The sequence below is a fragment of the Amycolatopsis sp. WAC 01376 genome (assembly GCF_003947415.1).
Lineage (GTDB): Bacteria > Actinomycetota > Actinomycetes > Mycobacteriales > Pseudonocardiaceae > Amycolatopsis.
Map to the genome: position 1 here is coordinate 382,047 of NZ_QHKL01000007.1, position 24,255 is coordinate 406,301.

At 68.9% G+C, this 24,255-nt stretch carries 19 protein-coding genes; 12 read left to right on the forward strand and 7 right to left on the reverse strand.

The genetic code is table 11. The features are described from left to right. Positions 1 to 413: 413 nt before the first annotated feature. Together pepN and DMH03_RS32305 are read left to right on the forward strand one after the other, a co-directional pair. Entirely contained in the window at positions 414 to 2,900 is a 2,487-nt protein-coding gene (gene pepN / locus DMH03_RS32300) for an aminopeptidase N (RefSeq protein ID WP_125795763.1), read from the forward strand. Positions 2,901 to 2,906: 6 nt separating this feature from the next. Continuing rightward, positions 2,907 to 3,938 (forward strand): FAD-binding oxidoreductase, encoded by a 1,032-nt coding sequence (locus DMH03_RS32305; protein WP_199749103.1) that lies wholly within the window; start codon positions 2,907 to 2,909, stop codon positions 3,936 to 3,938. A gap of 360 nt (positions 3,939 to 4,298) precedes the next feature. Here DMH03_RS32305 and DMH03_RS32310 read toward each other — a convergent pair whose 3' ends face one another. After that, positions 4,299 to 4,742, reverse strand: a complete 444-nt coding sequence (locus tag DMH03_RS32310; protein ID WP_125795764.1) for a VOC family protein — start codon at positions 4,740 to 4,742, stop codon at positions 4,299 to 4,301. Positions 4,743 to 4,826: 84 nt separating this feature from the next. On the opposite strand from DMH03_RS32310, the gene DMH03_RS32315 reads away from it, so the two are divergent. Further along, positions 4,827 to 6,185 (forward strand): dipeptidase, encoded by a 1,359-nt coding sequence (locus tag DMH03_RS32315; RefSeq protein WP_125795765.1) that lies wholly within the window; start codon positions 4,827 to 4,829, stop codon positions 6,183 to 6,185. Here the strand turns inward: DMH03_RS32315 and DMH03_RS32320 are convergent. Next, a complete protein-coding gene (locus DMH03_RS32320) occupies positions 6,175 to 6,411 on the reverse strand; it encodes a hypothetical protein (protein WP_233611753.1) in 237 nt (78 codons plus the stop codon). The genes DMH03_RS32315 and DMH03_RS32320 overlap by 11 nt on opposite strands. Before the next feature lie 252 nt (positions 6,412 to 6,663). Between DMH03_RS32320 and DMH03_RS32325 the strand changes: the two genes are divergently transcribed. Further along, a complete protein-coding gene (locus tag DMH03_RS32325; protein WP_255431270.1) occupies positions 6,664 to 8,586 on the forward strand; it encodes an AfsR/SARP family transcriptional regulator in 1,923 nt (640 codons plus the stop codon). A 3-nt stretch (positions 8,587 to 8,589) separates the two neighbouring features. On the opposite strand, the gene DMH03_RS32330 is transcribed toward DMH03_RS32325, so the two are convergent. Genes DMH03_RS32330 through DMH03_RS32345 form a run of 4 tightly spaced genes read right to left on the reverse strand, consistent with a single transcriptional unit; the run spans position 8,590 to position 13,084 of the window. Next, positions 8,590 to 9,285, reverse strand: a complete 696-nt coding sequence (locus DMH03_RS32330; RefSeq protein ID WP_125795768.1) for an NIPSNAP family protein — start codon at positions 9,283 to 9,285, stop codon at positions 8,590 to 8,592. A 27-nt stretch (positions 9,286 to 9,312) separates the two neighbouring features. Continuing rightward, complete coding sequence (locus tag DMH03_RS32335) at positions 9,313 to 11,517, reverse strand: xanthine dehydrogenase family protein molybdopterin-binding subunit (RefSeq protein ID WP_125795769.1); 2,205 nt, start codon at positions 11,515 to 11,517, stop codon at positions 9,313 to 9,315. Then, positions 11,514 to 12,494, reverse strand: a complete 981-nt coding sequence (locus DMH03_RS32340; RefSeq protein ID WP_125795770.1) for a xanthine dehydrogenase family protein subunit M — start codon at positions 12,492 to 12,494, stop codon at positions 11,514 to 11,516. The genes DMH03_RS32335 and DMH03_RS32340 overlap by 4 nt, the downstream gene beginning before the upstream one ends. Next, positions 12,494 to 13,084, reverse strand: coding sequence for a (2Fe-2S)-binding protein (locus DMH03_RS32345; protein ID WP_125795988.1), 591 nt, complete (start codon positions 13,082 to 13,084; stop codon positions 12,494 to 12,496). The genes DMH03_RS32340 and DMH03_RS32345 overlap by 1 nt, the downstream gene beginning before the upstream one ends. Positions 13,085 to 13,198: 114 nt before the next feature. Between DMH03_RS32345 and DMH03_RS43075 the strand changes: the two genes are divergently transcribed. After that, positions 13,199 to 13,447, forward strand: coding sequence for a DUF1272 domain-containing protein (locus DMH03_RS43075; RefSeq protein ID WP_125795771.1), 249 nt, complete (start codon positions 13,199 to 13,201; stop codon positions 13,445 to 13,447). Between the two features lie 171 nt (positions 13,448 to 13,618). Here DMH03_RS43075 and DMH03_RS32355 read toward each other — a convergent pair whose 3' ends face one another. Next, positions 13,619 to 15,940 (reverse strand): immune inhibitor A domain-containing protein, encoded by a 2,322-nt coding sequence (locus DMH03_RS32355; RefSeq protein WP_125795772.1) that lies wholly within the window; start codon positions 15,938 to 15,940, stop codon positions 13,619 to 13,621. Between the two features lie 224 nt (positions 15,941 to 16,164). Here DMH03_RS32355 and DMH03_RS32360 point away from each other — a divergent pair, with 224 nt between their 5' ends. The 7 genes from DMH03_RS32360 (at position 16,165) to DMH03_RS32390 (ending at position 24,252) form a co-directional block, all read left to right on the forward strand. Continuing rightward, positions 16,165 to 16,401 (forward strand): ferredoxin, encoded by a 237-nt coding sequence (locus DMH03_RS32360; RefSeq protein WP_125795773.1) that lies wholly within the window; start codon positions 16,165 to 16,167, stop codon positions 16,399 to 16,401. Positions 16,402 to 16,455: 54 nt separating this feature from the next. Beyond that, a complete protein-coding gene (locus DMH03_RS32365; protein WP_125795774.1) occupies positions 16,456 to 17,682 on the forward strand; it encodes a cytochrome P450 in 1,227 nt (408 codons plus the stop codon). 476 nt (positions 17,683 to 18,158) lie between these two features. Further along, complete coding sequence (locus DMH03_RS32370; protein WP_125795775.1) at positions 18,159 to 18,605, forward strand: hypothetical protein; 447 nt, start codon at positions 18,159 to 18,161, stop codon at positions 18,603 to 18,605. 85 nt (positions 18,606 to 18,690) lie between these two features. Continuing rightward, positions 18,691 to 19,917, forward strand: coding sequence for an amidohydrolase family protein (locus DMH03_RS32375; RefSeq protein WP_199749104.1), 1,227 nt, complete (start codon positions 18,691 to 18,693; stop codon positions 19,915 to 19,917). A 95-nt stretch (positions 19,918 to 20,012) separates the two neighbouring features. Beyond that, the gene (locus tag DMH03_RS32380; RefSeq protein WP_125795776.1) at positions 20,013 to 20,261 is read left to right on the forward strand and encodes a phosphopantetheine-binding protein; all 249 of its coding nucleotides are present in this window, start codon (positions 20,013 to 20,015) and stop codon (positions 20,259 to 20,261) included. Continuing rightward, positions 20,258 to 21,814: an amino acid adenylation domain-containing protein gene (locus DMH03_RS32385; RefSeq protein ID WP_125795777.1), complete on the forward strand. Its 1,557-nt coding sequence runs from the start codon at positions 20,258 to 20,260 to the stop codon at positions 21,812 to 21,814. The genes DMH03_RS32380 and DMH03_RS32385 overlap by 4 nt, the downstream gene beginning before the upstream one ends. A gap of 20 nt (positions 21,815 to 21,834) precedes the next feature. Next, the gene (locus tag DMH03_RS32390; RefSeq protein WP_125795778.1) at positions 21,835 to 24,252 is read left to right on the forward strand and encodes a condensation domain-containing protein; all 2,418 of its coding nucleotides are present in this window, start codon (positions 21,835 to 21,837) and stop codon (positions 24,250 to 24,252) included. Positions 24,253 to 24,255 lie beyond the last annotated feature (3 nt).

Below are 24,255 nucleotides of genomic sequence, written 5' to 3' on the forward strand. Positions count from 1 at the left end.
CGATTACCGACTATCCACTCTTCACTGTTTTCGGGCGTCCTCGCCTCAGACCTGAATTACGATTTATGCGGCAGCACGAGGATGCAAAACCGTCGCCGACCGCGTCCCCCATTAAAATGTCCCCATTGAACCAGGCGTCGTTCAACTCATGAACTGCGTCATCACTGTTGCCCTCCCCGTCTCCTGGTCAGAGGGTAGGTCGTCGATCGACCACTAACTAGGTGTTCAAGCGAGTTCCAGTGCGCCAAGGGGCCGCCGGCGGAACCATCGGGCGGTCCGCGCTGCCCGTTCAACTGCTTCACAGGACGCGGTTGAGCATCGAATGCGCTATTCGGCGGCTCGGAAGATTGTCCGACCGGCGGCCGCCTGAGCTGTTCGGCGGCGGCGATACAGCTATTTGGAGGGTCGTGGAAATGCCCAGTCTCACGCAGGCCGAAGCGCAGGGGCGCGGCGCATTGCTGCGGGTACGTTCGTATCGGGTCGATCTCGATCTGACACTGGGGGACGAGATATTCCGATCGACGACGAGAATCGTTTTCGACGCGCGTTCCGGAGCTGACGGCACATTCCTCGACGTGCGCCCCCGCGCGCTGCGCTCGGTGACCCTCAACGGGCGTGGACTGGACGTCGCCGCGCTCGAGGACGGACGGCTCACGCTCACCGGCCTCGCCGGCGAGAACGAGATCGTCGTGGTCGCCGACATGGCCTACTCACGGGAGTGCGAAGGCCTGCATCGGTACACCGATCCCGCGGACGGCCGGGTCTACCTGTACGCCTTCGTGTTCATCGACAACGCGCCCCGGATCTTCGCCTGCTTCGACCAGCCGGATCTCAAGGCGCCGTTCACCTTCACCGTCACCGTTCCCGACGAGGACTGGCAGGTGCTCGGCAACGCACCGGCGACCAGGCTCGGCGCGGGACGCTGGCGACTCGCCGAGACCGCGCCACTGGCGACCTACCTCACCACGCTGGCGGCCGGTCCGTACGAGTCCTTCCACTCCGAGCACGACGGAGTGCCGCTGGGCCTGCACTGCCGGGCCTCGTTGGCCGACGGGCTCAAGGACGACATCGACGAGGTCTTCGAGATCACCGGGCAATGCCTCGACGAGTACGGGCGGATGTTCGGTGTGCCTTATCCGTTCGGCAAGTTCGACCAGGTCTTCGTCCCGGAGTTCAGCGTGCTCTCGCTCGATCACCCCGGTTGCGTGCTGCTGCGCGAGCTGTACCTGTTCGGCTCCGCCGTGCCGGCGAGCGAACGGGAGACCAGGGCCGTGGTCATCGCGCACGGCCTGTCCCTGATGTGGCTCGCCGGACTGGTCACCAACACCTGGTGGGACGACCTCTGGCTCGGTCAGGCCTTCGCCGACTACATGGCCCACCGGGTCACCAGCGACGTGACGAGGTTCTCCGGGCCGTTGACCACGTTCGCCGTGCGGCGCAAGGCCCAGGCCTACGTCGCCGACCAGCGGCCGTCGACCCATCCGGTGAGCCTCGCCGGGCCGGACGTGCGGACGGTGTTGCTCGAACTGGACCGGATCTCCTATTTCAAGGGCTCTTCGGTGCTGCGGCAGCTGGCCGCCCGCGTCGGCACCCCGGCCTTGCGCGAGGGCCTGCGCGTCTACTTCACCCGCCACGCGTACGGCACGGCGACGTTCTCCGACTTCCTCGCCGCGTTGAGCGAGGCCACCGGAACCGATCTGACCGAATGGGCCCGGGTGTGGTTCTCCACCTGCGATGTCAGCACGGTGACCCCGGAGATCACGGTGACCGACGGGGTGATCACGGCGGCCGCCGTGCGCCAGGACGTCCCGGCCGGCCACCCGGTGCCGCGGCCGCACACACTGGATGTGGGCTGCTACGGCGACGAGTCCACGACGGTGCGGGTCGCGATAGACGGCCCCCGGACCGAGCTGCCGCAGCTGGTCGGCTGTCCGGCGCCGAAGTTCGTGCTGCTCAACGATGGCGACCTGACCTATGCGAAGATCCGCTTCGACGACCTTTCCCGCGCCGCGCTGCCCGAGTTCCTTCCCCGGTTGTCCCCGGTCAACCGCGCCATGGTGTGGTGCGCGCTGCTACTGGCGGTGCAGGACGGCGCCTACCCGGCCGCCGACCACCTCGACCTGGTGACCGGGATGCTCGCCGTGGAGCCGGAACCGTCCATCGTCGTCGAGGTGCTCGAACAGGCCCGCGTCGACGTCGCCGACCGCTTTCTTCACCCGGCGTTGCGGCCCTCCGCGCTCGCCGCCATCGCCGGTGCGATTCGCGACCGCATGGCGGAGGTCTCGCCATCCGACGAGATCTGGCTGTGCCTGTGCCGGGGGCTCATCGAGTTCAGCGCCGACACCGTCGAGCTTCGCGGCTGGCTGGACGGCACCCGGCTGCCCGCCGGGCTCGTGCTCGACGCGGATCTGGCCTGGCGGACCAGGTACCGGCTCGCCGTGCTCGGCGGGCTTTCCGAGGACGAGATCGCCGCGGCGCACCGGGCGGATCCCAGCACCCGGGGCGAGCAGTTCGCGGCGAAATGCCGTGCGGCCAGGCCGGATCCGGCGGCCAAGAGCGCGGCATGGGAGGCGATCACCGGCGACACCGAGGTTTCGAGCTACGGCCTTTGGGCCCTGGCCGAGGGATTCTGGCAACCGGAGCAGGCAGAGCTGACCGCGGAGTACGTCCCGCGGTTCTTCGCCGAGATGCCCGCGGCCGCCAGGCTGCATGGTGACCTCGTGCTGGACGTGCTGGTGCGGTTCCTTTACCCGCGTTACGCCGCCTCGCCCGAGACCCTGCGGTTGGCCGATGAGCTGCTGTCCCGTGCCGACGTCGAGCTCCCGCTGCGCAGACGGGTCGCGGACTTCACCGACGACCTGCGCCGGGCGGTGGCCGCCCGGTCCGACGCCTCCGATTGAGTCGCGGTGCGCGTGGGAATCGCCGGCGGCGGCGTCGCGGGCACGATGCTCGCCTGGCGGCTACTGCGGTCGGTGCCGGGGCTCGCGGTCGACCTGTACACCACCCGGTCGGCCGACGGCGACGCGACCAGTGCGTCCGGCGGTCTGGTCCGTGGTTTCGAGCGGGCGGTGCCGGAGTGCCTGCTGGCCGCGCGCAGTCTCGCGGAACTGCGCGAAGACCCCGCGTTGCGGACTGCGTCGGACTACCGGGAGGTCGGAGCGGTGTACCTACTGCCCGCCGGAGCCGAGGTGACCGAGCCGCTCCGGGTGCTCGAAGAGGTGCTGCCCGGCTCGGCGACCTTGCTCACCGGCCCCGAGCTGGCAGGCCGGTATCCGTTCCGCGACCTGCCCATCGGGATGACCGCGGTCGTCGAACGGCACGCGGGTTACCTGTCGCCCGCCGGGTTGCGGGCCGCCGCGCTGGGCTGGCTCACCGACCGCGGCGCGACCGTCCGGCGGCTCCCGGTGACCACCGTGGGTCCGGGCCCGGCCCTGCGGCTGGCCGACGGCACGACCGCGGGATATGACGCGGTCGTGCTCGCCGCCGGCCCGTGGACGCCCGTGTTGCTGGCGGCGAGCGGGCTGCCCACCGGCGGGATGCGCGTCAAACAGATCCAGTACACCGTGTACGAGGGGCGGCCCGCCCGGCTGGGCGCGTTCGTCCGGGAGGACACCGGCATGTGGGGCCGCCCGGCGGGTGACGCGGGATTCCTGCTCGGCCTGCCGAGCGATCGCTGGGACGTCGACCCCTCCTGTCCGCGGCCGGACGCCGCGCTCGCCGAGCGGGTCGCGGACGAGGCCCGCCGCCTGCTGGGCCATCCACCGGCCGGCCACGGTCCACATCGGACCACCGCGTCGTCCGACTGCTATCACGACCCGCCGGGCCTCGAACTACGCGAGACAGGCCCGGGGGTTTTCACCTTCACCGGCGGGTCGGGCGGCGCCGCCAAGATCGTGGTCGCGGCGAGCCGGGTGGCGGCGGCCGCCTTGGTGCGATGACCGGGCTTCGCCTGTCCGTGAAGGCCTCCTTCCCTACTTTCAGGGTAAGGGTCCCGGCAAAGTCGCATAATCGCTGTTCGGTTCTGGGTCGTGTGCTACTCGAGGTCAAGCCCCTGAGTGTCCACAAGGGACAGTTTCGAGCGGTGAAATGTCTGATTGATGGCTAGATGCACGGTTCTCGATGGGGGTCGTGAGTGGCAATGATCGTTAGAACGATCATTGCCACTCACGACCCCTTCGCAAAACGCCCGAATCAGGCATTGTTACCTGGAAAGGGTCCCCTGTGGACAGTCGAGGAGGTGTCAGGCCGGTGTGATGAGCCCCCACTCGTCACCAGGACTCGAATGGGGAACGAGGCCCTCATGGGCTTCCGGCGGGAAGGTGCCGAGCCCGCGAGTACTGGACCAGCTCCAGCAGCAGTCCGGCGGGCCTGGCCAGGTAAGTGAAGGCGACCAGCATTCCCGGCCGGGCACCGGCGCAGGGCTCGCGGTCGACCATCGTGAATCCGGCTTCGCGCAACCGGATCAGCTCCGGCTCGAGGTCGTCCACTTCGATGGCGATGTGATGCAGTCCGGGCCCGAAGCGGGTGAGGTGGCCGTCGAGCGCCGAGCCGGGGCCTGCCGGGGAGACCAGTTCGATCAGGGGTTGCCCCTCTCGCCCCGCCGGCTGCCAGAACTCGCACGCCACGCGATATCCGGCGGCGATTCCACTGTCCAGTTTGGACATCCCGAGCGTGGTCATGGCGGGGCCGAGTGCCGAGGGTTCTCCGGTCACGAGTCCGATGTGGTCGATTCCGAGCAGCATGGCCCGAGCGTAACGCCACGGCGTTCGATTTCACGCGCGGTTGACCGGCTCCTTTTCCGTCGGCCGCGCCGTACGATCCGATTCATGACGACCAAGGACCTGAAGGAAGCCGAATTGAGGACGGCCGTCGAACGGGAAATGTCCCGTGCGCGTGCCGATCTGGAAAATCTGGTCCGCATTCCCGGTATCGCCTTTCCCGAATTCGATCACGCGCAGGTGGACCGTTCCGCGGAGGCGGTGGCGGCCTTGGTGCGTGGCTGCGGGCTGGACACCGAGATCGTCCGTGCCGGTGGCCGTCCGGCCGTCATCGGCCGCAGGCCCGCGCCGCCCGGCGCGCCGACCGTGCTGCTGTACGCGCACCATGACGTCCAGCCACCGGGAGACGAAGCGTTGTGGGACAGCGACCCGTTCGAGCCGGAGGAGCGCGATGGCCGGCTCTACGGACGCGGCGCGGCGGACGACAAGGCCGGGCTGATGGCGCATGTCGTGGCGTTGCGGGCACTCGGCGACGCTCTGCCGATCGGGGTGGTGGTGTTCGTCGAAGGCGAGGAGGAGTACGGCTCGGCTTCGCTCTCCGACCTGCTCCGGCTGCATCACGACAAGCTGCGCTCCGACCTGATCGTGATCACCGATTCGGCCAACTGGGACATCGGCGTTCCCGCGCTGACCACCTCGTTACGCGGAATCGTCAACTGTGTGGCCGAGGTGCGCACCCTGCACGCCGCCGTCCACAGTGGAATGTTCGGGGGAGCGGTCCCGGACGCGTTGACCGCGCTCGTCCGGTTGCTGGCGACGCTGCACGATGAAGCGGGCGACGTCGCGGTGGAAGGGCTCGTGGCCGGCCGCGAGTCCACACTGGAGCTTTCGGCCGATCGGGTGCGCGCCGAGGCGGGGATGGTCGACGGCGTCCGGTTCACCGGCACCGGTTCGATGGCGGACCGGTTGTGGACCAAGCCGTCGCTGTCGGTTCTCGGTATCGACGCGCCGTCGGTTCTCGAGTCGGGCAATGCGCTGGTTCCGGTGGCGCGGGCGAAGATCAGCGCCCGGCTGGCCCCCGGTGACGATCCGGTCAAGGCCTTCGCCGCGCTCCGTGACCACCTCGAGGCCTACTGTCCTTGGGGTGCCGCGATCTCGGTCGACCTGGACGGTGGTGGCGCACCGTGCGTCATCGACACCACCGGGCCGCACTACGAAACGGCCCGGTCGGCGATCCGCGCCGCATGGGACGGGGTCGCGCCGGTGGAGATCGGAGTCGGCGGCTCGATCCCGGCCGTCTCGACGTTCCAGGCGGAGTTCCCGGACGCCGAGATCGTGGTGACCGGCGTCGAGGATCCGCATACCCGGGCACACGGCCCGAACGAGAGCCTGCACCTCGGCGAGTTCGCCCGGGTCTGCCTCGCCGAGGCGCTCCTGCTGAACGGGGCGGCCCGCCCTATCGGATGAGGCGGCCGAGTTCGGCCGGATCCGCCGCGAAGACCGAGGTGTCATAGTCCTCGATCATCGCGGTGACCGGGCCGTCGTACTCCGCCAGCCATTCGTCCGTGGCGTAGACCGACTGGGATCGCTCGACCCGTTCCTGCTCGGAAGAAAAGGCGCGCAGCAGGAAATAGCCGTTTTCGTTGTTCAGGGACGGACCGTGCGCCAGGACCGTGATACCCAGCCGCCGCATCAACGGAATGGTGCCCTCGCGGCTTATGCGATCGAATTCCTCCCGGCTGCCCGGCTTTACCTTGAACAGTCGAATCTCCAGCAACCATGGTTTAGCGTTATCCATCCTGCACCTCACCCTCGGTATTCGCCGAAGGGTGAGTAGAGCACCGGAGAATGGTGGACGTCAATTAACGGCGAATCGAACGCGTCACCGGTCAGGTTCCGGTTCCTCGGCCCGCTCGAATTCTTCGACGGCGGGCAGTGGGTCTCGATCGGTGCCCCGAAGCAACGGGCCCTGCTGGCCGTCCTGCTGATCAACGCCAACCGCGCGGTGTCGGCGGATCAGCTCATGGCGGAGCTGTGGGGCGAGCGGCCGCCGCCGAGCGCCGCCGGCCTGCTGGCCGGGTACGTCTGGGGGTTGCGCAACGGCCTCGGCGATCCGGGAGGGCGGATGCTGAGCACCAGGGCACCCGGTTACCGGCTCGTGCTTCCGGCCGGCGCGACCGATGTCGACGAATACGAGGGGCTGGTCGTGGCGGGCCGGAAGAGCCTTGCCGAGGGCGACCTGTCCTCGGCGGTCGCGGCGCTGACCGAAGGGCTCGGGATGTGGCGCGGGACGCCGATGGCGGATGTGGCGATGGTCCCCTCCGTCCTCGCCGAGTCCGCGCGGCTCGAGGAGGCGCGCGTGGCGGTGGTCGAGGCGCGGATCGAGGCCGAGATCGGGCTCGGCGGGCACGAGGCGCTGCTGCCCGAACTGAAGCTGATGGTCTCGCAGTTCCCGCTGCGCGAGCGGCTGCACGCACATCTGATGGTCGCGCTCTACAGGTCCGGGCAACAGGCCGAGGCCCTTGGCGCGTACCGGGATTTGCGCAGGCTGCTGGTCGACGAACTCGGTGTCGAGCCGAGCAAACCGTTGCGGGAGCTGCAGGGCCGGATTCTGCGGGACGACCCGCTGCTGCTGGAAGCACCGCGCGGCACCACGACCGCGGCCCCGCGGCTCGCCGTGCCGCGAACCCTGCCTCCCGACGTGCCCGCCTTCATCGGCCGGGAACACGAGCTGGCGTGGATCACCGCCCGGCTGACCGGCGGAGAGCAGCGCTGCGCCGTGCACGGCATGGCGGGCGTCGGCAAGACCGCCTTGGCGGTACACGCCGCCCATCGGGTGGCCGGGTCCTTTCCGGACGGTCAGGTGCATCTAAATCTCGGGGCGTCCGCGACGCACGGCCCGACGCCGCCGGTCGACGCGATCGGACGGCTGCTCGCGGCACTGGGCGTACCGGCCGCGGACATCCCACCGGACGAGGAGAGAGCCGCCGCACTGCTGCGCTCTGCCTTGGCCGACCGTCGGGTGATCATCGTGCTCGACGATGTCGCCGACTCCGAACAGATCCGGCGGCTGCTGCCCGCCGCGCCGGGCTGCGCGGTGATCCTGACGAGCCGCCCGGCCTCCACCGCGGTGGACGGATCGGGCCTGCTTCGGCTCGGCAGGCTCCCGACGACGGCCGCGACGGCACTGCTCCGTCGCTACGCCGGGGCTCCCCGGGTGGACACCGACCTCGCCGCCACCGTCCGGCTCGCCGAATTCTGCGACCATTTGCCGCTCGCTCTGCGCATCGCCGCCACGAGGCTCGCGCGGCGTCCGGAATGGACGATCGGCGAGTTCGCCGCGCGGCTGGCCGATCCGGTGCGCCGGCTGGACGCGCTGACCTGCGACGGGCTCAGCGTCCGTGACGGCTTGCGGGCAGGTGTCCGGTTGCTGCGCCGCGTCGCCGATCCGTTCGCGACGTGCGCCCTCGGCCAGCTCGGAGTGCTGGACCTGCCGGTGGTCTCGACAGCCGCGCTCGCGGCCGCGCTCGACATCCCCGTCGTTTTGGCCGAATCGGCGGCCGAACGGCTGGTCGACGCCGGGCTCATCGAGACGGTGCGGATGGACCGGTACCGGGTTCCGGGGCTGGTGCGGCTGTTCGCCACCGACGAGTACGTCACGGCCGACGAGGAGCGCACGTCGACGCACCGCATCGTCGGGTACTACGAGGGCGCGGTGCGTGACCAGCTTTCCCGGCTCGCGGCGAACCGCGGCGCCGGGCTCGCGTGGTATCGCGAGGAATGCCTGACGTTGCGCGCGCTCGCCGCCCGGGCGCCGGGTACCGAGCTGCCAAGGCTGGTCAATCGGCTGTCCTCCGCGTTGCGGTGACGATCAGCGCAGCATCGACCGGTCGGTGGGGGTCAGCAGCAGCCGCTCGACGGAGTCCGGCAGGCGGGGCTGCACGTCGTCACGCCACTCGGGGAGTCCGGCCAGCCGCTCGGTGTGCTCGGCGTAGGCGTCCTGCCCGGGGAACGAGGTGAGTACGACGAGGACGTGCTCGCCCGTGCGGACCGGCAGCCCCTTGAAGTCGTTCTCCGCGTATTCCGTCCGCAGCAAGGCAAGCGGAGTCGCTCCGGCCTTCTCCAGCAGCGGAAGAACGGTTTCGTCGAAGAACCGGACGTCCTGCTCCTCCGGTGGCGACGGCAGGTGGTAGATCGTGGCCGTGACCAACGACGAGGCGGGCGCGTCCCGCATCGCGGGGTCGAGGCCGGCCAACGCTCCCTGCCGGACCGGCCGCAGCAGCAGGACGTCGTCCGAGTCGATCATGGTGGCGTTGGCCGCCGCCGCGTTCGCCTTCCACGCCGGACCGGTGTAGAAGCTCGTCAGGGCCTGAAGCCTGGCCGGCATTCCGGGGAAGCTTCGCAGCCACACGAAATGATCCGGGCGGTCGAGATCCCGGAACTGCCCCAGGACGCGCATCCCGGTGGCTTCCTGGGTCTCGACGAACTCCCGGTCGAACAGCTCGATCAGCACCTCGCGCTGTCCCGGGTGAAGCGTGTACTGCCGTAGCTCGACAACGTCCGTCACGCGAAGAACCCTAAGGCATCCGACAGATCAAGTCTCCATCAGTTTGTCGAGGGTGATGGGGAGGTCGCGGACGCGGCGGCCGGTGGCGTGGTGGACGGCGTTGCCGATGGCGGCGGCGATACCGACGGTGCCCAGCTCGCCGATCCCGCGGACGCCGAGTGGGTTGAAGACGGTGTCGGGGTGGTTGAGGAAGCGAACGTCGATCGGTGGGACGTCGGTGCCGACCGGAAGGGCGTAGTCGGCGAGGTTCGCGTTGGCGATGCGGCCGGTGTCCGGCTCGACGTGCGTGTTCTCCAGGAGGGCCTGGCCGATGCCGAAGATCACGCCACCGGTGATCTGGCCGCGCGCGGTCTTCTCGTTGACGATGGCACCGGCGTCGATGACCGTCGTCACGCGGCGCAGGCGGGGTTCTCCGGTCCACCGGTTGACCGCGATTTCGCAGAAGTGCGCGCCGAACGAGGTGAAGGCGAACCGCTCGCGCTCAGGCCCCAGCGCCGTGGTCTCCGTCGCGTCGATCCCGGCGAGATTGACGACGCCGAGCAGGGTGCCGAACGCGATCCGCCGCCTTGGCCCCACGACGTCACCACGTTCATAGCGGACCTGATCCCGGCTCAGACCGTGGAAGGGGGAGCGTTCGTGTGTCACGGCGAGTTCGAGAAGCGCGCGCGTCGCGGCCAGGGCCGCCGCGTGGACGGCCGGCGCGGAGCTCGCCGTACCCGCGGAGGCGAACGCGCCGGGGTTGTCGGCCAGCGCGGAATCGCCGAGAGCGGAACGGACGCGGCCCACCGGGATGCCGAGCGCGTCGGCACCGACCATCGCCAGCACCGTCCACATCCCGGTGCCCAGATCCGACGTCGCGGTGGACACCACCGCGGTGCCGTCGGCCTGGAGCCGGACCTTTCCCGTGGTGCGGTACCGCGAAGCCGGATAGGCCGCGGTCGCCATTCCGGTGCCGACCAGCCATTCGCCGTCGACGACCGACCTGGGCACCGCGGCACGCCGGGACCAGCCGAACGCCTCGGCGCCGACGCGGTAGCACTCGTCGAGATGCTTGCCGGACCAAGGCACCCCGCGACCCGGGTAGGTGGTGGCGTAGTTGCGCATGCGTAACTCGACCGGGTCGAGGCCGAGGCGTACCGCCAGTTCGTCCATGGCGGTTTCCAGCGCGAACGAGCCTGCTTCCGGCCCGGGTGCCCGCATCGGTGTCTGGGGCGGGACGTCCAGCGTCACCAGACGTTGTCCGACATGGATGTTGGGCGAGGCGTAGAAGTACCGCGAAGTGGTGTGCGGCGCCGCCTCGTAAAGGAAACCGTCGCCGCCGCTCGACAGACTGGCGTAGGCGTCGTGCTTGACGGCGGCGAGGCGCCCGCCGCGGTCGGCGCCGAGGGAGACCGTCTGGGACATCGCCGAGCGGTGACCGGTGACGCCGAAGGTCTGCTCCCTGGTGAGCACGATCCGCACCGGGCGGCCGAGTGCCTTGGCCGCGGCCGCGGCGAGCACGGGGTGCCCCCAGGTGAGGATCTTGTTGCCGAATCCGCCGCCGACGTGCGGGCTGAGCAGGTGTACCCGGGAGGGATCCACGCCGATCGTGGCCGCGATCGTCCCGGCGAACAGCTGCGGAGCCTGTGCTCCGCTGTAAAGGGTGAGGTAGCCGTCGCGCCACACCGCGATGGCGGCGTGCGGCTCCATGGCGCTGTGGTACTCGATGGGCTGCGTGTAGGTGGCGGTGACGACCACCGGGCTCGCGCCGAGGGCTTCGTCGATGGACGCGACGCCGTCGGCGAGCAGGTCGAGCTGCGCCGGTTCGCCGTTGACGTCGTCCGGCAGGGTGGCGCCGGGCATCCCGTCTCGCAACGACGTCCGTGCCGGGACGGCGGCGTAGTCGATGCGGACCAGGGCGGCGGCGTCGCGGGCTTGCTCGAAGGTTTCGGCGACCACCAGCCCGACGATCTGCCCGTGGTGGCGAACCTGGTCGTCCTGCAGCGGAAGCCAGTTGTAGCCGATGCCGGATTCGGCGCCGCCGAACAGCGGCAGCGGGTTCGCGTGACTGTAGACGGCGAGCACACCAGGGGAGCGACGCGCGGCGGTCGCGTCGACGGCACGGATCGTGCCGCGCCCCACCGTGCTGAGCAGCAGGTAGCCGTTGACGAGGCCATCGACCGGGTAATCGGCGGAGTACCGGGCGGTTCCGGTGACCTTGAGCCGTCCTTCGACACGGGAGAGTGAGGTCATGTCCGGTCCGCCAGCTTCATCAGGGCACGGGTGATGGTGCGTCGCAGCAGCGGCACCTTGAACCCGTTGTGGGCCAACGGCCGGGCTCCTTCGGTGGCCAGCGCGGCGGCCTTCTCGACGACGTCGAGCCGCAGTGGCTTGCCGCGCAAGGCGTCCTCCACCGCGGCCAAGCGCCATGGCCGGGTGCCGACCCCGCCCGCCGCGAGCCGCACGTCACGTACGACACCGCCGCGGACCAGTACCGCCGCCGCTGCCGAGGCGAGCGCGAACTCGTAGGAGGACCTGTCCCGCACTTTCACGTAGGTCGACCGGTTCGCCCACCCGAGCAGGGGCACCGTCACCTCGGTCACCAGCTCACCCGGTCGTAGGTCGTTCTCGAGGTGCGGGGTGGTGCCCGGCAGCCGGTAGAACTCGGCGAGCCGGACGTCTCGCGAACCGTCCCGGCCGGTCAGCCGCACCGAGGCGTCCAGCGCCACGAGGGCCACCGCTAGATCGCTCGGATGGGTGGACACACAGGAGTCACTGGTCCCCAGGACGGCGTGCGCACGGTTGACGCCTTTGATCGCCGGGCAACCGGTGCCGGGCGTCCGCTTGTTGCACGGCGTCGAGGTGTCGCGGAAGTAGCCGCATCTGCTGCGTTGCAACAGATTCCCGCCGATGCTGGCCATATTCCGCAGCTGCGGCGACGCGCCGGCGAGCAGCGCCTCGGAGAGCATCGGATACCTCGAAGTCACCAGTGGATGCACGGCCGCGTCGCTCATCCGCTCCAAGGCCGCGATGTGCAGGCGATGCCGATCCGTCCACACGCCGGTCAGCGGCAACCGGTTGATGTCCACCACCCGGCTCGGCGTCAGCACTTCGAGCTTCATCAGGTCCACCAGCGTCGTGCCGCCCGCCAGGTAGGCCGAGTCCGGCGCGGCGGCGCGGTCGAGCGCCTCGGCCACGTTGTGCGTGATCGCGAAGTCGTACGGCCGCATCAGTCCGCCGCTCCCGCGGCCCGGACCGCGTCGACGATGCCGTCGTACGCGCCGCAGCGGCAGATGTTGCCGGACATGAGCTCCCGGACCTGCTCGGCCGAGCGAGGACGCCCTTCCCGGAGCACGGCGACCGCCGACATGATCTGGCCGGAAGTGCAGAAACCACACTGGAAACCGTCGTGCTCGAGGAACGCCTGCTGCACGGGATGCAGCTCGCCGCCCCGCGCCAGTCCCTCGATGGTGGTGACCCGCCTTCCGGTCACGGAGCCCGCCAAGGTCAGACAGGACAGCACCCGCCGTCCATCGACGTGCACTGTGCACGCTCCGCACTGACCGCGGTCGCAACCCTTCTTCGTGCCGGTCAGCCGCAATTCGTCGCGCACCGCGTCGAGCAACGTCACCCGTGGATCCAGCCGCAGCCGCTCCACGCGCTCGTTGACCCGCAACTCCACGTCGACGAGGCCGCTTCCCCCGGCGGCCGCCGTCTCCGGATCGGCGAGCTGCCCGCCGACCGCCAGCACCGCCGACGCCGTCGCGGTCCGCCCCAGAAAGCCGCGACGGGAAATTCTGCCCTCGTTCGAGTCGTCCATGCTCTGATCGGTCTGCACTGAACCTCCAGTAACCTCTCGGTGGCCGAGTCTCACGGATCTCGTCCGGTTCCGATATCGCTCAGCTGAACAGCGGTCTCGGGTAGAGTTCGCGCCATGCTCGAGCTCAGGCCCAATTGCGAATGCTGCGATCGAGATTTGCCGCCCTCGGCGGACGCGCGCATCTGCACCTTCGAGTGCACCTTCTGCCCTGCGTGCACCGAAGGGCGCTTCGGCGGCGTCTGCCCCAATTGCGGTGGTGAGCTCGTGCACCGGCCCGTCCGGCCCGAGGCCCTGCTCGAACGCCACCCGCCCTCGGCGCTGCGAGTGGTCAACCCGCACGCGGCCTGTTCACCGGCGGGGTAATTCCGCGCTCGGTGAGTGCTGGCTCGCTCAAGTGTCATGAAAGGGTCGTTCAGGACGTTTTTCGTCCTGAACGACCCTTTCATGACATGCGGTGCGGCGCGCATTCCCTCGCGGCCTGGGTCCATGCTCGCGTCGCGAAAGTGGCTTTCGCGACCCGCGACCACGGCCGCCCTACTTGTGGCCGACGCGAACCCGCATCGACGTACCGCTCTGCGACAGCACCCGGATCGTCGTTCCGGTCGCCGGGAGGATCACTCCGGCGTTCGGCTGGTCGGGGAACAGGAAAGTCCCGGTGTCGTCGAACAGCGGCACGGCGTTCCGCCCGCGGACGTAGCTGGGTTTTCCGTTGACGTGCAGGGTGAACGAGTCCGCTTTGCGGAGCGAGAACGGCATGTCGTAACCGGCGATCCTGGACCGCCAAGGCGCGCCTTCGATGTTGTAGATCGGCGCGGGATGCGCGTCGATCGGGAGGATCAGCCCGGAGCCGAGGTGCTCACTGGTGTTGTTGTCCATTTCGGACGTGTTCCAGTAGGACACCACCAAGCCGGTCTGATACGGGAAATGCTCGACGAAAGCGGGTCTGTCGGGGAATCCGAAGTTGTAGGGGCCCGTGCGCAGATATCGGCCGTAGGACTCGTAGGTGCGGTTCGACGCGAGGTAGAAGTTGTCGAACAGGCGGGTCTCGGTGGCGGCCGCCGTCCGGAAACCGTCGAGCGCCCAGCCGTTCGCGCCGTTCTCCGCTCCGTCGGTCAGCAACGGCGCGCCGTCCGCGGTGATCGTGATGTCGTCGGCGAAGAACCCGCTCCGCGCCAAAGCGCCGTCGGTCCGATACTGGAATCGGAGCAGGGCTTTCTCGCCCGCGATCGAGTCGAGCGGCACGTTGACGTCGATCCAGTTCCCTCCCGTGGTGCTCGACAGTGCCGGTAGCCCGCTGAAGTCCCGCTGGAACGGCGCGCCGGCGGCGAGGCCGTCCACCGCGGTCCACGTGACGCCGTCGTCGGTCGAGACCTGCGTGTAGAGGAAGTCGAAGTCCGGCTGGATGTCGTAGCGGGCTTTGAGTGTCAGTGACGCCGAGGTCTTGCCGGTCAGGTCGAGTGGGCGGGTCATCGTGGTGGACAGGTTGTTGCCCCTGGTACTCCACCACTGGTTCGGACCGGCGAACGGCTGTCCATGGTGGAACGTCTTCGGCTTGTCCGGCAGCACGACCACGACCGCTTGGGCCTTCGCCGAGTTGTATTCGTGCGGGCCGAGGTCGAGGGTGCGGGTCTGACCTGCCACCACGACCTCGTAGTCCAGCCAGCCGAGCTGCAGCTTGGACCACGCGTCCAGGTCGTTGATGCGGGTGCCGATGACCTCGCCGGGCCCGGACACGCGCTGCTGCGCCATCGGCGACCACCAGCTCACGTTGTTCGCGCCACCGTTGGTGTCGTACAGGTCGGGCAGGCCGAGGTCGTGCGCGAACTCGCGGCAGAACACGCTGATACCGCCGTTCTCCGGCTGGACGGTGTAGTTGCCGACCCAGATACCGCTGTCACCGATCTGGGTGCCGCCTCGCGGGTTGCCGTCCGGACCGGCGGTGGTGTTGGCGAACGCGTAAGCGCTGTGGCTGTAGATCGCGTCCTCGCCGCGGACGGGATCCGCGTCGGCCTGGTCGGCGCCGGAATGCACGATCTGGAAGTGGTCGAGGTAGCCGTCCGGCTCGTTGAAGTCGCCGTCGCGGTCGAAGTCGTCGCGATCCCAGACGTCGAACGTCGCGAGCTGCGCACGGATCTGCGCCGGTGTCCGGCCGGCGGCGAGTTCCCCGCCGTACCAGGCGTTGACGGCGTCGGTCACCAGGTCGAAGGAGTTGGCGCAGACGACGCCTGCGCACGGGAAACCGTTCGACCGCCCGTAGCGGGCCTCGTTGAACGGCACCGTGGTCCAGTCGGTGACCATACCCTCGACCGAGTACCTGCCTGAGGACTGCTTCCGGTAATAGGCGGCCAGTGAGTCGGCGCCGGGAGCGGTGGAGAAATACAGCTCCTGGTAATGGCGGCGATCGTAGTCTGGCTGCCAGATGGTGGTGTTGTTCGTTCGCCGGTCAGGCTCGGGGATCTGATTGTGCCGCGGACCGTCGAAGCGGACCGGGCCCGGGATGGCCGGATCGGTGTCGACGTCGGGGTAGGACGGATGCCGCTGGTCGCCGAACTCGGCGAGTACGACGAAGATCCGGTCGGTCGATTCCCTGGCCAGCTCGACGTACTCGTCGACGGGACCACCCGTCCTGACCACGGTGCTCGCGCCGCGTCGCTCGGCGACTTCCTTGCCCTTCAGCACGTCCGCGATCGCCTGCTGCCGCAGCTTCCTGCGTTTCACGTCGTCGGGGCCGGGCAGATCATCACCGCCGCGGGCTTCGGCGGCGGCCGCGGGTGCCGCGATCGCGGCCGGAGCGCCCGCCGTCGAACCGGCGACCAGGGTGGAGACGCACAGGGCGGCACAAAGTCTTCGTAACAAAGGAGATCCCCTCTCGAACTGACTCGTGAGTGGCGATTCGTGTGCTGACCCTGACTACCACTCACGACCACCCCGACCAACCGGCCTCCGGAGCCGTAACCGCTCAAGCGAGAGAACACCTTGCGCCACAAGACATTCCCGTGAACGATCGGCTCCCTCGTTCAACTGGTTCCGGAGCGGCAGTTGAGCGCTCGAAGGCGCCGTTCGATTCCAAGGAGACTGACATGACCGAGAGCGGTCGCCGCTGGCGGATCCTCGTGGACCAGGACCGCTGCATAGGTTCCGGGGTGTGCGTGGGAGACCTTCCGCACCGGTTCCGGATCGTCGACGACAGGTCACAGCCGGTCGACGTCGAGATCGGTGCCGACGAGGAGGTGCTCGCCGCGGCCGACTCCTGTCCACGGGAAGCGATCCGCGTCGTGGACGTGGCGACCGGTGAGGTACTGGCGCCCCTCGAATGACCGTGGCTCGACCAAGACACCGTGTCCGGTCCGCCGGACGCGTGGAGGATGTTGATGCAAAGCCGTCGAACGACGAAGGTCGAAAGGCTCTCGGCCGACTTCGTCCAGGATTCCTACACGTTGTACGCGCGGTTGCGGGAAGCGGGCCCGCCCCGGGAAGTGCTGATGCCACACGGCATCAAGGTGTGGATGGTGACCCGCTACCGCGACGCCCGCGCCCTGCTCGCCGATCCGCGGATCAGCAAGGACGGACGGCGGGTCAACGAGCTGTTCGCCCGGCACGCCGAGTCGCCGGACAAGACCCCCGCGGCGGTCGACGACGAGCTGGCCGCGCACATGCTCAACAGCGATCCGCCGAACCATGTCCGATTGCGAAGACTGGTCGGCAAGGCTTTCACCGAACGCCGGGTGAAGCTCCTGCGGCCGCGGATCGAGGAGATCACCGAGGAACTGCTCGACCGGATGGCCGGCGCGCGCGAGGCGGAACTGATCGAGGATCTGGCCGCCCCGCTGACCATCACGGTCCTCGCCGAACTGCTCGGCGTGCCGCCCGAGAATCGCGAGGTCTTCCGTGCGTGGACGAACACGCTCGTCGGGGCGAACCACACGCCGGAAGAGGTCGCCACGGCTTCGGCGGCGGTGGCCAGGTTCACCGAGGACCTGATCGACGCGAAACTCGCCGATCCCGGCGACGACATGTTCAGCGCGCTGGTACTGGCCACCGAGGAAGGGGACAGGCTCAGCAAGGACGAGCTGGTGGCGATGGTCTTCCTGCTCGTGGTGGCCGGGCACGACACCACGTTGAGCATGCTCGGCAACGGGGTGTACACCCTGCTCCGCCATCCGGACCAGCTCGCCAGGCTACGGGCGGATCCGGCGTTGCTTCCCGCCGCGGTCGAGGAACTGCTGCGGTACGAGGGTCCGGTCGGCCTGGCGACGTTCCGCTTCACCACCGAGGACATCGCACTGGACGGCGTGACCATTCCCGCCGGCGAGATCGTGGTGGTGGCACTGGGTTCGGCGAACCGCGACGCGGAGAAGTTCGAGCACGCGGACAGCCTGGACATCACCCGCGGGCTCGGCAGTCACCTCGCCTTCGGTCATGGCATCCACTACTGCGCGGGCGCACCGCTGGGCCGTCTGCAGGTGGAGATCGGCATCGGCGGGTTGCTGGAACGGTTCCCGGACCTCGCGCTGGCGGCGGAACCGGAGCAGCTCCGGTGGAAGACCAGCACGATCATGCACGGCCTTGTCTCACTGCCGGTCTCCCTGCACGGCTAGCGCGCGTTTCATAAGCCAAGTTCGCGGTCTTCACGCCCAAGCATGGCTCTGGACTGGCCGACAGGACCTGAGTGTCCACAAGAGACGCATTCCAGCGACGAAATGTCTACTTTGCGGCATATGCCCGTTTAGGCAAAGGGGGTCGTGAGTGGCAAGTAGCGTTCTAACCCTCTTTACCACTCACGACCCCCTCGCCCAACTCGGACACTGACACCTCGAAAAGTGTCCCCCGTGTCCTGTGAGTATCGCCTGGGGTGCTGACCTGCGGAAAGGGAGCGGGGGCCTTTGGTGTCGCGTTCCCGGCGGGCGGGTGTGTGGATTTTGGTGCGTTGGATGACCAGAAATCCACACGGTCACCGGGAGGGGGCCGCGAACGCAAGACCGCCCCGCGGCGAAGGCCCGACAAGCCCTCGCCGCGGGGCATCGGCGTCTTCGACGGGCGCGGATGCCTCCTGATCGCGTGATACCGTTTCGGCATGGGCGAATTCGATTTCCTCGTAGGCTCGTGGAATGTCCTCAACCGCCGTCTGACAAAGCGGCTGGCCGGTAGCGACGATTGGGTGGAATTCACGGCACCCGCGAAGAGTTGGAGCCTTTTCGAAGGAAACGCGAATGTCGACGAAATCGTTTTTCCCGACGGTGTGCGGGGACTGACCCTGCGGTTGTTCGACCCAGTGGCCCGGAAGTGGTCGCTGAACTGGTCGAGCAGCGACGTCGGGCGACTCTTCCCGCCTGTCATCGGCGAGTTCACCGACGGGCGCGGCGTCTTCTACGGCGAGGACACCGAGGGTGAAACGCCGGTGCGGGTCCGGTTCATCTGGTCGGACGTCACCGAGAATTCGGCCCGCTGGGAACAGGCCTTCTCGATCGACGATGGTGAGAGCTGGGAGGTCAACTGGATCATGACCTTCACCCGTTCCTGACGATCATATTTCCGCGAGCGGCGATCCACGGTGCGCAATCGTCGCCGCGTGACCGAACCGGCCGCGGTCTGCTTCTCTGGCCCGCATGCAGCAACGCATCGAAGCCTCCCAACTGATTCCCGGACGCGGCACGCCGATCATCGACGGTGTCGTGATCGTCGAGGGCGACCGGATCCGCTACGCCGGTCCGCGTGACGGGGCGCCGGCCACACCCGGCGCCGACGTCACCCGCGGGCATACCGTGATGCCCGGAATGTGGGACTGTCACGGGCATTTCATGGGCCTGCGCAGTGCGGACCTGCACGATCTGATGCACGAGCCGATCGCCTTGCGGTCGGCTCGGTGCGTGTCGGACCTGCGGGCCTGCCTCGACTCGGGCTTCACCTCCATCCGCGAGGTCGGCGGTCTCGGCATCCACTTGGTCCGCGCGGTCGCCGAGGGCACCATCGAGGGACCGACGATCTACAGCGCGGGCACGGCCTTGTCGACCACCGGTGGACACGGCGACGTGCACGGCTTCCCTGTCCCGTGGATCAACGACTTCGGCCACCTCGGCGGCGAGTTGAGGCTTGCCGACGGGCCCGCCGAGTGCGCGCGGGCCGCCCGTGAACAGCTGCGCAACAACGCGAAGCTGATCAAGGTGTTCGCCTCCGGCGGGGTTCTGTCCGAAGTGGACCATCCGCACCATCAGCAGTTCACCGACGCCGAACTGGCCGCGATCGTCGAGGTGGCGGGACAGGCCGAGCGGGTGGTCGCGGCGCACTGTCACGGCAAGGCGGGCATCATGGCCGCGCTGAAGGCGGGTGTGCACACCATCGAGCACGGCACCTATCTCGACGAGGAAGCCGCCGCGGCGATGCGCGAGACCGGCGCGATCCTGGTCCCCACCCGCACGATCATGCACCTGCTGCTCACCAGCGATCTGCTTCCCGCCTACGCCAAGCGAAAGCTGGAAGAGGTGGCCGGGCGGCATCTCGACGCGATCGCCTTGGCCCGCGAGGCGGGCGTCACCATCGCGCTGGGCACCGACCTCGCCATGACCGGCCCCGACCGGCCCACCCAATGGGGGAAGGGCGGCATCGAGCTTTCGCTGATGGTGAAGAGCGGTGCCACCCCGCTGGAGGCGATCGAGATGGCCACGGCCACCGCACCCGCCACCCTCGGACCGCAGGCGCCGCGCTCCGGACAGCTGCTGGCCGGCTACGACGCGGACGTGCTCCTGCTGGACGCGGATCCGGTGCTGGACATCGACGTCCTCGCCGATCCGGCCCACGTGACCGACGTCTGGAAGTCCGGCCGTCAGGTGAAGTGAAGGCAACAACGGTAGTAGAACCCGAGTACATCGAGACAACAACCGCGGCGGCGATGGTCTCGGTGACGAAGCCCCGGCTCCATGGAGAAATGCCCATGAGTGACACGATTGTCGATTTCGACGCCATCATCACGCGATATGCGACCTTCACCTTCGACGACTCGACGCCCTTGCTCGACGCGGGGCTGGAATCGCTGGCCTTGCTGCGTCTCGCGGTCGACGTGGCGGGTGACGACGACGCCGAGATCGACGCCACCCGGCTGGTCGATCTGCACACGGTCGCCGATCTGAAGCGCTGGCTGGCCGATCTGGCCGCGGTCGGCCAGGACGGGGGCGCGCGATGACGACCCGCAGACTCTTCGACTGGTTCGACGATTCGGTGGCGGTTCACGGTTCCTCGACGGCGATCGAGGTCGCCGGGCTCACGTTGACCTACGACGAACTGCGGGCCGCCGTCGAGCGGATGGCGGTGCGCCTGGTGTCGGCTGCGGGCAGACGACCGGAGCGGGTCGGCCTGCTGACCTCGCGCAGCCTCGCGAGCTACGTGGGCTACCTGGCGATCCAGCGGGTCGGCGCGGCCGTGGTGCCGCTCAACCAGGGTGCGCCGGTCGCGAGGAACCTGGCGATCACCAAGGACGCCGGCCTGGATGTGACGATCGTCGACGACACGTCCGCCAAGCAGTTGCCGGAGTACCCGCGGCAGTCGGGCATCCCGATCGTCGACCTGACCGGTGACCGGTGGCGTGGCCTGCTGGACGGCGACGAGCCGCTGCCCGAGATCGGTTCCGGCGACGGGGACGTCGCCTACATCATCTACACCTCCGGCTCGACGGGGAGCCCGAAAGGTGTGCCGGTGACGCACGAATGTGTGTCCTCGTTGCTGGAGGACAACATCCGCCGGTTCGGCTTCACCGACGACTGCCGGGTTTCGCAGACCTTCGAGCTCTTCTTCGACGGTTCGATCGTCGAGCTCTTCGCCACCTGGGGGACCGGCGCGACGTTGTGCGTCCCGCAGCACAGCGAAGTGTTCGCGCCGGTGCGCTTCGTCAACGAGAAGCGGCTCACGCACTGGCTTTCGGTGCCGTCGATCATCTCGTTCGCACGCAGGCTGCGGGCCCTCGCCCCGGGCAGTATGCCGAACCTGCGCCGGGGGATGTTCGGCGGCGAACCGCTGAACCTCGAACAGGTCGAGGTGTGGCGGGCCGCCGCCCCCAACGCGACCATCCACAACTGTTACGGGCCGACGGAACTGACCGTCATCTGCACCGGATACGAGGTGCCCGCCGCGCGCGCCGACTGGCCGGTCACCTCGAACCGTTCCATGCCGATCGGTGAGCTCTTCCCGCATCTGGACTATGTGCTGCTCGACGAGGAGCTCCGGGAATGCGAGGACGGCGAGCTGTGCGTGCGCGGCCCGCAGCGCTTCCCCGGCTACCTGGACTCCGACGACAACGCCGGGCGCTTCCTTGCCTTCGACGGCGAGCAGGGCACGGTCTACGACGGTGCCGAGCCGCTGACCCCCGGGCACTGGTATCGCACCGGCGACCGGGTGCGCCGCGAGAGCGGTGAGCTGGTCCATCTCGGCCGTGTCGACGACCAGATCAAGGTCCGGGGCAACCGGGTCGAACTGGGCGAGATCGAGTCGGCGCTGCGACGGCATCCGTCGATCGCCGAGGTGGTCGTGGTGGCGCTCACCGCCGCCGACGGCGAGGTGGACCTGCACGCCGTCTACGCGGGCGATCCCGTGGACGAGAAGGAGTTCGTCCGCCTGCTCGAGGACCTCCCGGTCTACATGCGCCCGAGGGGTTACCACCAGCGCGACAGCATCCCGTTGGCCGCCAACGGGAAGGTCGATCGCAAAGGGTTGACCGAAGAGATCCTGCCGATCGTCCGCTGAACACCGGAAAGGAATTCCCGTTGAACGCTCCCGTCGCGACGGACACCGGCATGTTCCCGGCCAGTGCCCTCATGGAGATGCTGTGGTGGATCCATCAGAGGGCCAGGAACAAGTCCGTCTACAACCAGACCTGGCCGCTGAAAGCCGACCGGCCGCTGGACTTCGACGCCCTGCGGGTCGCCTGGCAGGCCGTGGTGGACCGCTACGAGGCGATGCGTGCGAGCCTGCACCACCGTGACGGCGCGATCATGGTGTCCATTGTGGACCATGTCGACGTCGAACCGCAGTGGATCGCGATCGAGGATCCCGGCTCCGTGCCGGTGGAGCCCCTGCTCAGGTCGATCGCGGGGGAGATCCAGGAGCGGCCGCTCGCGCTGGACGTCGCGCCGGCGGCACGGCTGGTGGCGGTGACCGTCGGAGATCAGTACGAGTTGCTGGTCACCGTCCACCACGCCCTCGTCGACGGATGGGGGATGCAGCTGCTGATGGACGACTTCGCCAAGGCGTACGCGGCGGCTGTCGCGGGTGAGGAGCCGGATTTCGGTGCCGAGCCCCCGGTGTCGTTCCGGGAGCACATCCTCGCCTCGAACGCGGCCCGCACCGACGGCCGCTGGGACGCGAGCCTGAAGTACTGGCGAGAGAAGCTCGACGGCGCGGTGACCACGACCCTGGTCGCCGACCGGCACACCTACACCGGTACCGGCAACAAGGGCGGGATGGTGCGGTTCGTCTTCAGCAAGGAGGCCGTCGACGGCATCGGCGAACTCGCGAAGCGGTACTTCACCACACCGTTCAGCGTGCTGTTCGCCGCGTTCCAGACGGTGCTCGCCCGTGGCGGCGCCGGACCGGAGGTGTGCACGGGCCTGGTCAGCGCCAACCGTATGACGCCACAGGACCAGGCGCTGGTCGGGTATCTGGCCAACGTCCTGGTGACCAGGACCGTCATCGAGGACGGCGACTCGTTCGGCACGGTGGTCGAGCGGGTCCGTGACGGCATGTGGGACAGCCTCGCCCATCAGACCGTGCCGTTCTCCCTGGTGTACGGCGCGCTCACCGAATCGGCGCAGGCCAGGCTGCGGGACGCGATCCCGCTCCTGGTCACCTGGTACGGATCGATCGGTGTCGGGCTGCGCCTCGGCGACGTCTCGCTGAAGCTGCAACGAGCGCCGAACCGAGCCGCGCGCACCGACCTCGGGTTCGGGGTGTTCGACTTCGAGGGCGAGTACGTCGTCGAGTCCGAGTACAACGTCGGCCGGTTCGACCACTCGACGGCGCGGCGCCTGTTCCAGGACATCGACCGGGTCCTCGCGGAGGGTGGACTCGATCCGGAGCTGCCGGTGGGCACCATCGAGGTCGGATCCAGGACCGCGCCCGCCTATCTGGAACACACCATCACGACGGCCGAACCGGACACCACGGAGATGCCTGAGTCCGCGGCGCTCGACCAGGTCCGCAGGGTCTGGACGGAGGTGCTCGGCACTCCACCGGCCGGAGCGGACGAAGACTTTTTCGCCACCGGCGGCCGGTCGCTCAAGGTCGTGCAGTTCGCGTCGGCCATCGAGTCCGAAAGCGGCGTGACGCTGGACATCACCGGGTGGCTCACCGAGCCGACCCCGCGGCGGGCGGCCGAGCAGCTCGACGGCGGCCCCGGCGCCGACGACGGCAGCACTCTGGTCGTCCTGCGGGAAGGCGGTGGCCCGCATCTGCATCTGCTGCCCGGCGCGGGCGGCAGCGTGCGGGACTATCACGAGCTGGTGGCCGAACTTCCGCCGGACTGGCTGGTCACGGCGTCGCAGGAGCGCACGCCGCTGGACTCGATACCGGCGATGGCGGCGAGGTTCCGCGCCGATCTCGATGCCGAGGACCTGCACCCTGATCTGCTCGGTGGCTGGTCGATGGGCGGGCAGATCGCGTTCGAGATGGCGGCGACCGGTCGGGGCGCCCCGCCGCCGGTGGTGCTGCTCGACTCGACACCTCCGGTCCGGCACGGCATCGCCCCCGAGGTGCGGGACGCCGTGGTGTACGAGGTCTTCTCCGAGAACATGGCCGCGACGTTCGGCGCGACCCTCGACGGCACGCCTGCCCGGACCACGCCGGGGGATCCCGAGCTGGCGATGCGGGTGCTGGCCGCCCGGCTGGCCACGGCGAGCGGGCAACCGGTGTCGGTGCCGATGCTCCTCGAGCGCTGGACGACGTTCAACCGGCACACCGACGCGGTCGGCTCGTACCTCAACGAACGGCCGCTCGCGGTTCCCGCGCTGCTCGTCCGGGCGGAGCTGGCCGAGCACCAGGTGGAGCAGTGGACGACGCAGTTCACCGCACCGCCGCGCCTGATCCGGGTCGAGGCCGACCACTACGGCATCCTCCGGGCCCCGGTGATCGCGGAGATCGCCGTCGAAATCGTGCGACTCCGTGCCACCGCAACACAATCAGTGTGACCT

Coding starts and splice junctions, on each gene's coding strand:
- DMH03_RS32310 (WP_125795764.1), bottom strand. CDS start 4,742: ATGCTGCTCGGAATCGACCACATCGGACTCGTGACCGGAGAACCCTCG.
- DMH03_RS32385 (WP_125795777.1), top strand. CDS start 20,258: ATGACGACCCGCAGACTCTTCGACTGGTTCGACGATTCGGTGGCGGTT.
- DMH03_RS32380 (WP_125795776.1), top strand. CDS start 20,013: ATGAGTGACACGATTGTCGATTTCGACGCCATCATCACGCGATATGCG.
- DMH03_RS32360 (WP_125795773.1), top strand. CDS start 16,165: ATGACCGAGAGCGGTCGCCGCTGGCGGATCCTCGTGGACCAGGACCGC.
- pepN (WP_125795763.1), top strand. CDS start 414: ATGCCCAGTCTCACGCAGGCCGAAGCGCAGGGGCGCGGCGCATTGCTG.
- DMH03_RS32315 (WP_125795765.1), top strand. CDS start 4,827: ATGACGACCAAGGACCTGAAGGAAGCCGAATTGAGGACGGCCGTCGAA.
- DMH03_RS32340 (WP_125795770.1), bottom strand. CDS start 12,494: ATGCGGCCGTACGACTTCGCGATCACGCACAACGTGGCCGAGGCGCTC.
- DMH03_RS32345 (WP_125795988.1), bottom strand. CDS start 13,084: ATGGACGACTCGAACGAGGGCAGAATTTCCCGTCGCGGCTTTCTGGGG.
- DMH03_RS32375 (WP_199749104.1), top strand. CDS start 18,691: ATGCAGCAACGCATCGAAGCCTCCCAACTGATTCCCGGACGCGGCACG.
- DMH03_RS32335 (WP_125795769.1), bottom strand. CDS start 11,517: ATGACCTCACTCTCCCGTGTCGAAGGACGGCTCAAGGTCACCGGAACC.
- DMH03_RS43075 (WP_125795771.1), top strand. CDS start 13,199: ATGCTCGAGCTCAGGCCCAATTGCGAATGCTGCGATCGAGATTTGCCG.
- DMH03_RS32320 (WP_233611753.1), bottom strand. CDS start 6,411: ATGCGGCGGCTGGGTATCACGGTCCTGGCGCACGGTCCGTCCCTGAAC.
- DMH03_RS32365 (WP_125795774.1), top strand. CDS start 16,456: ATGCAAAGCCGTCGAACGACGAAGGTCGAAAGGCTCTCGGCCGACTTC.
- DMH03_RS32370 (WP_125795775.1), top strand. CDS start 18,159: ATGGGCGAATTCGATTTCCTCGTAGGCTCGTGGAATGTCCTCAACCGC.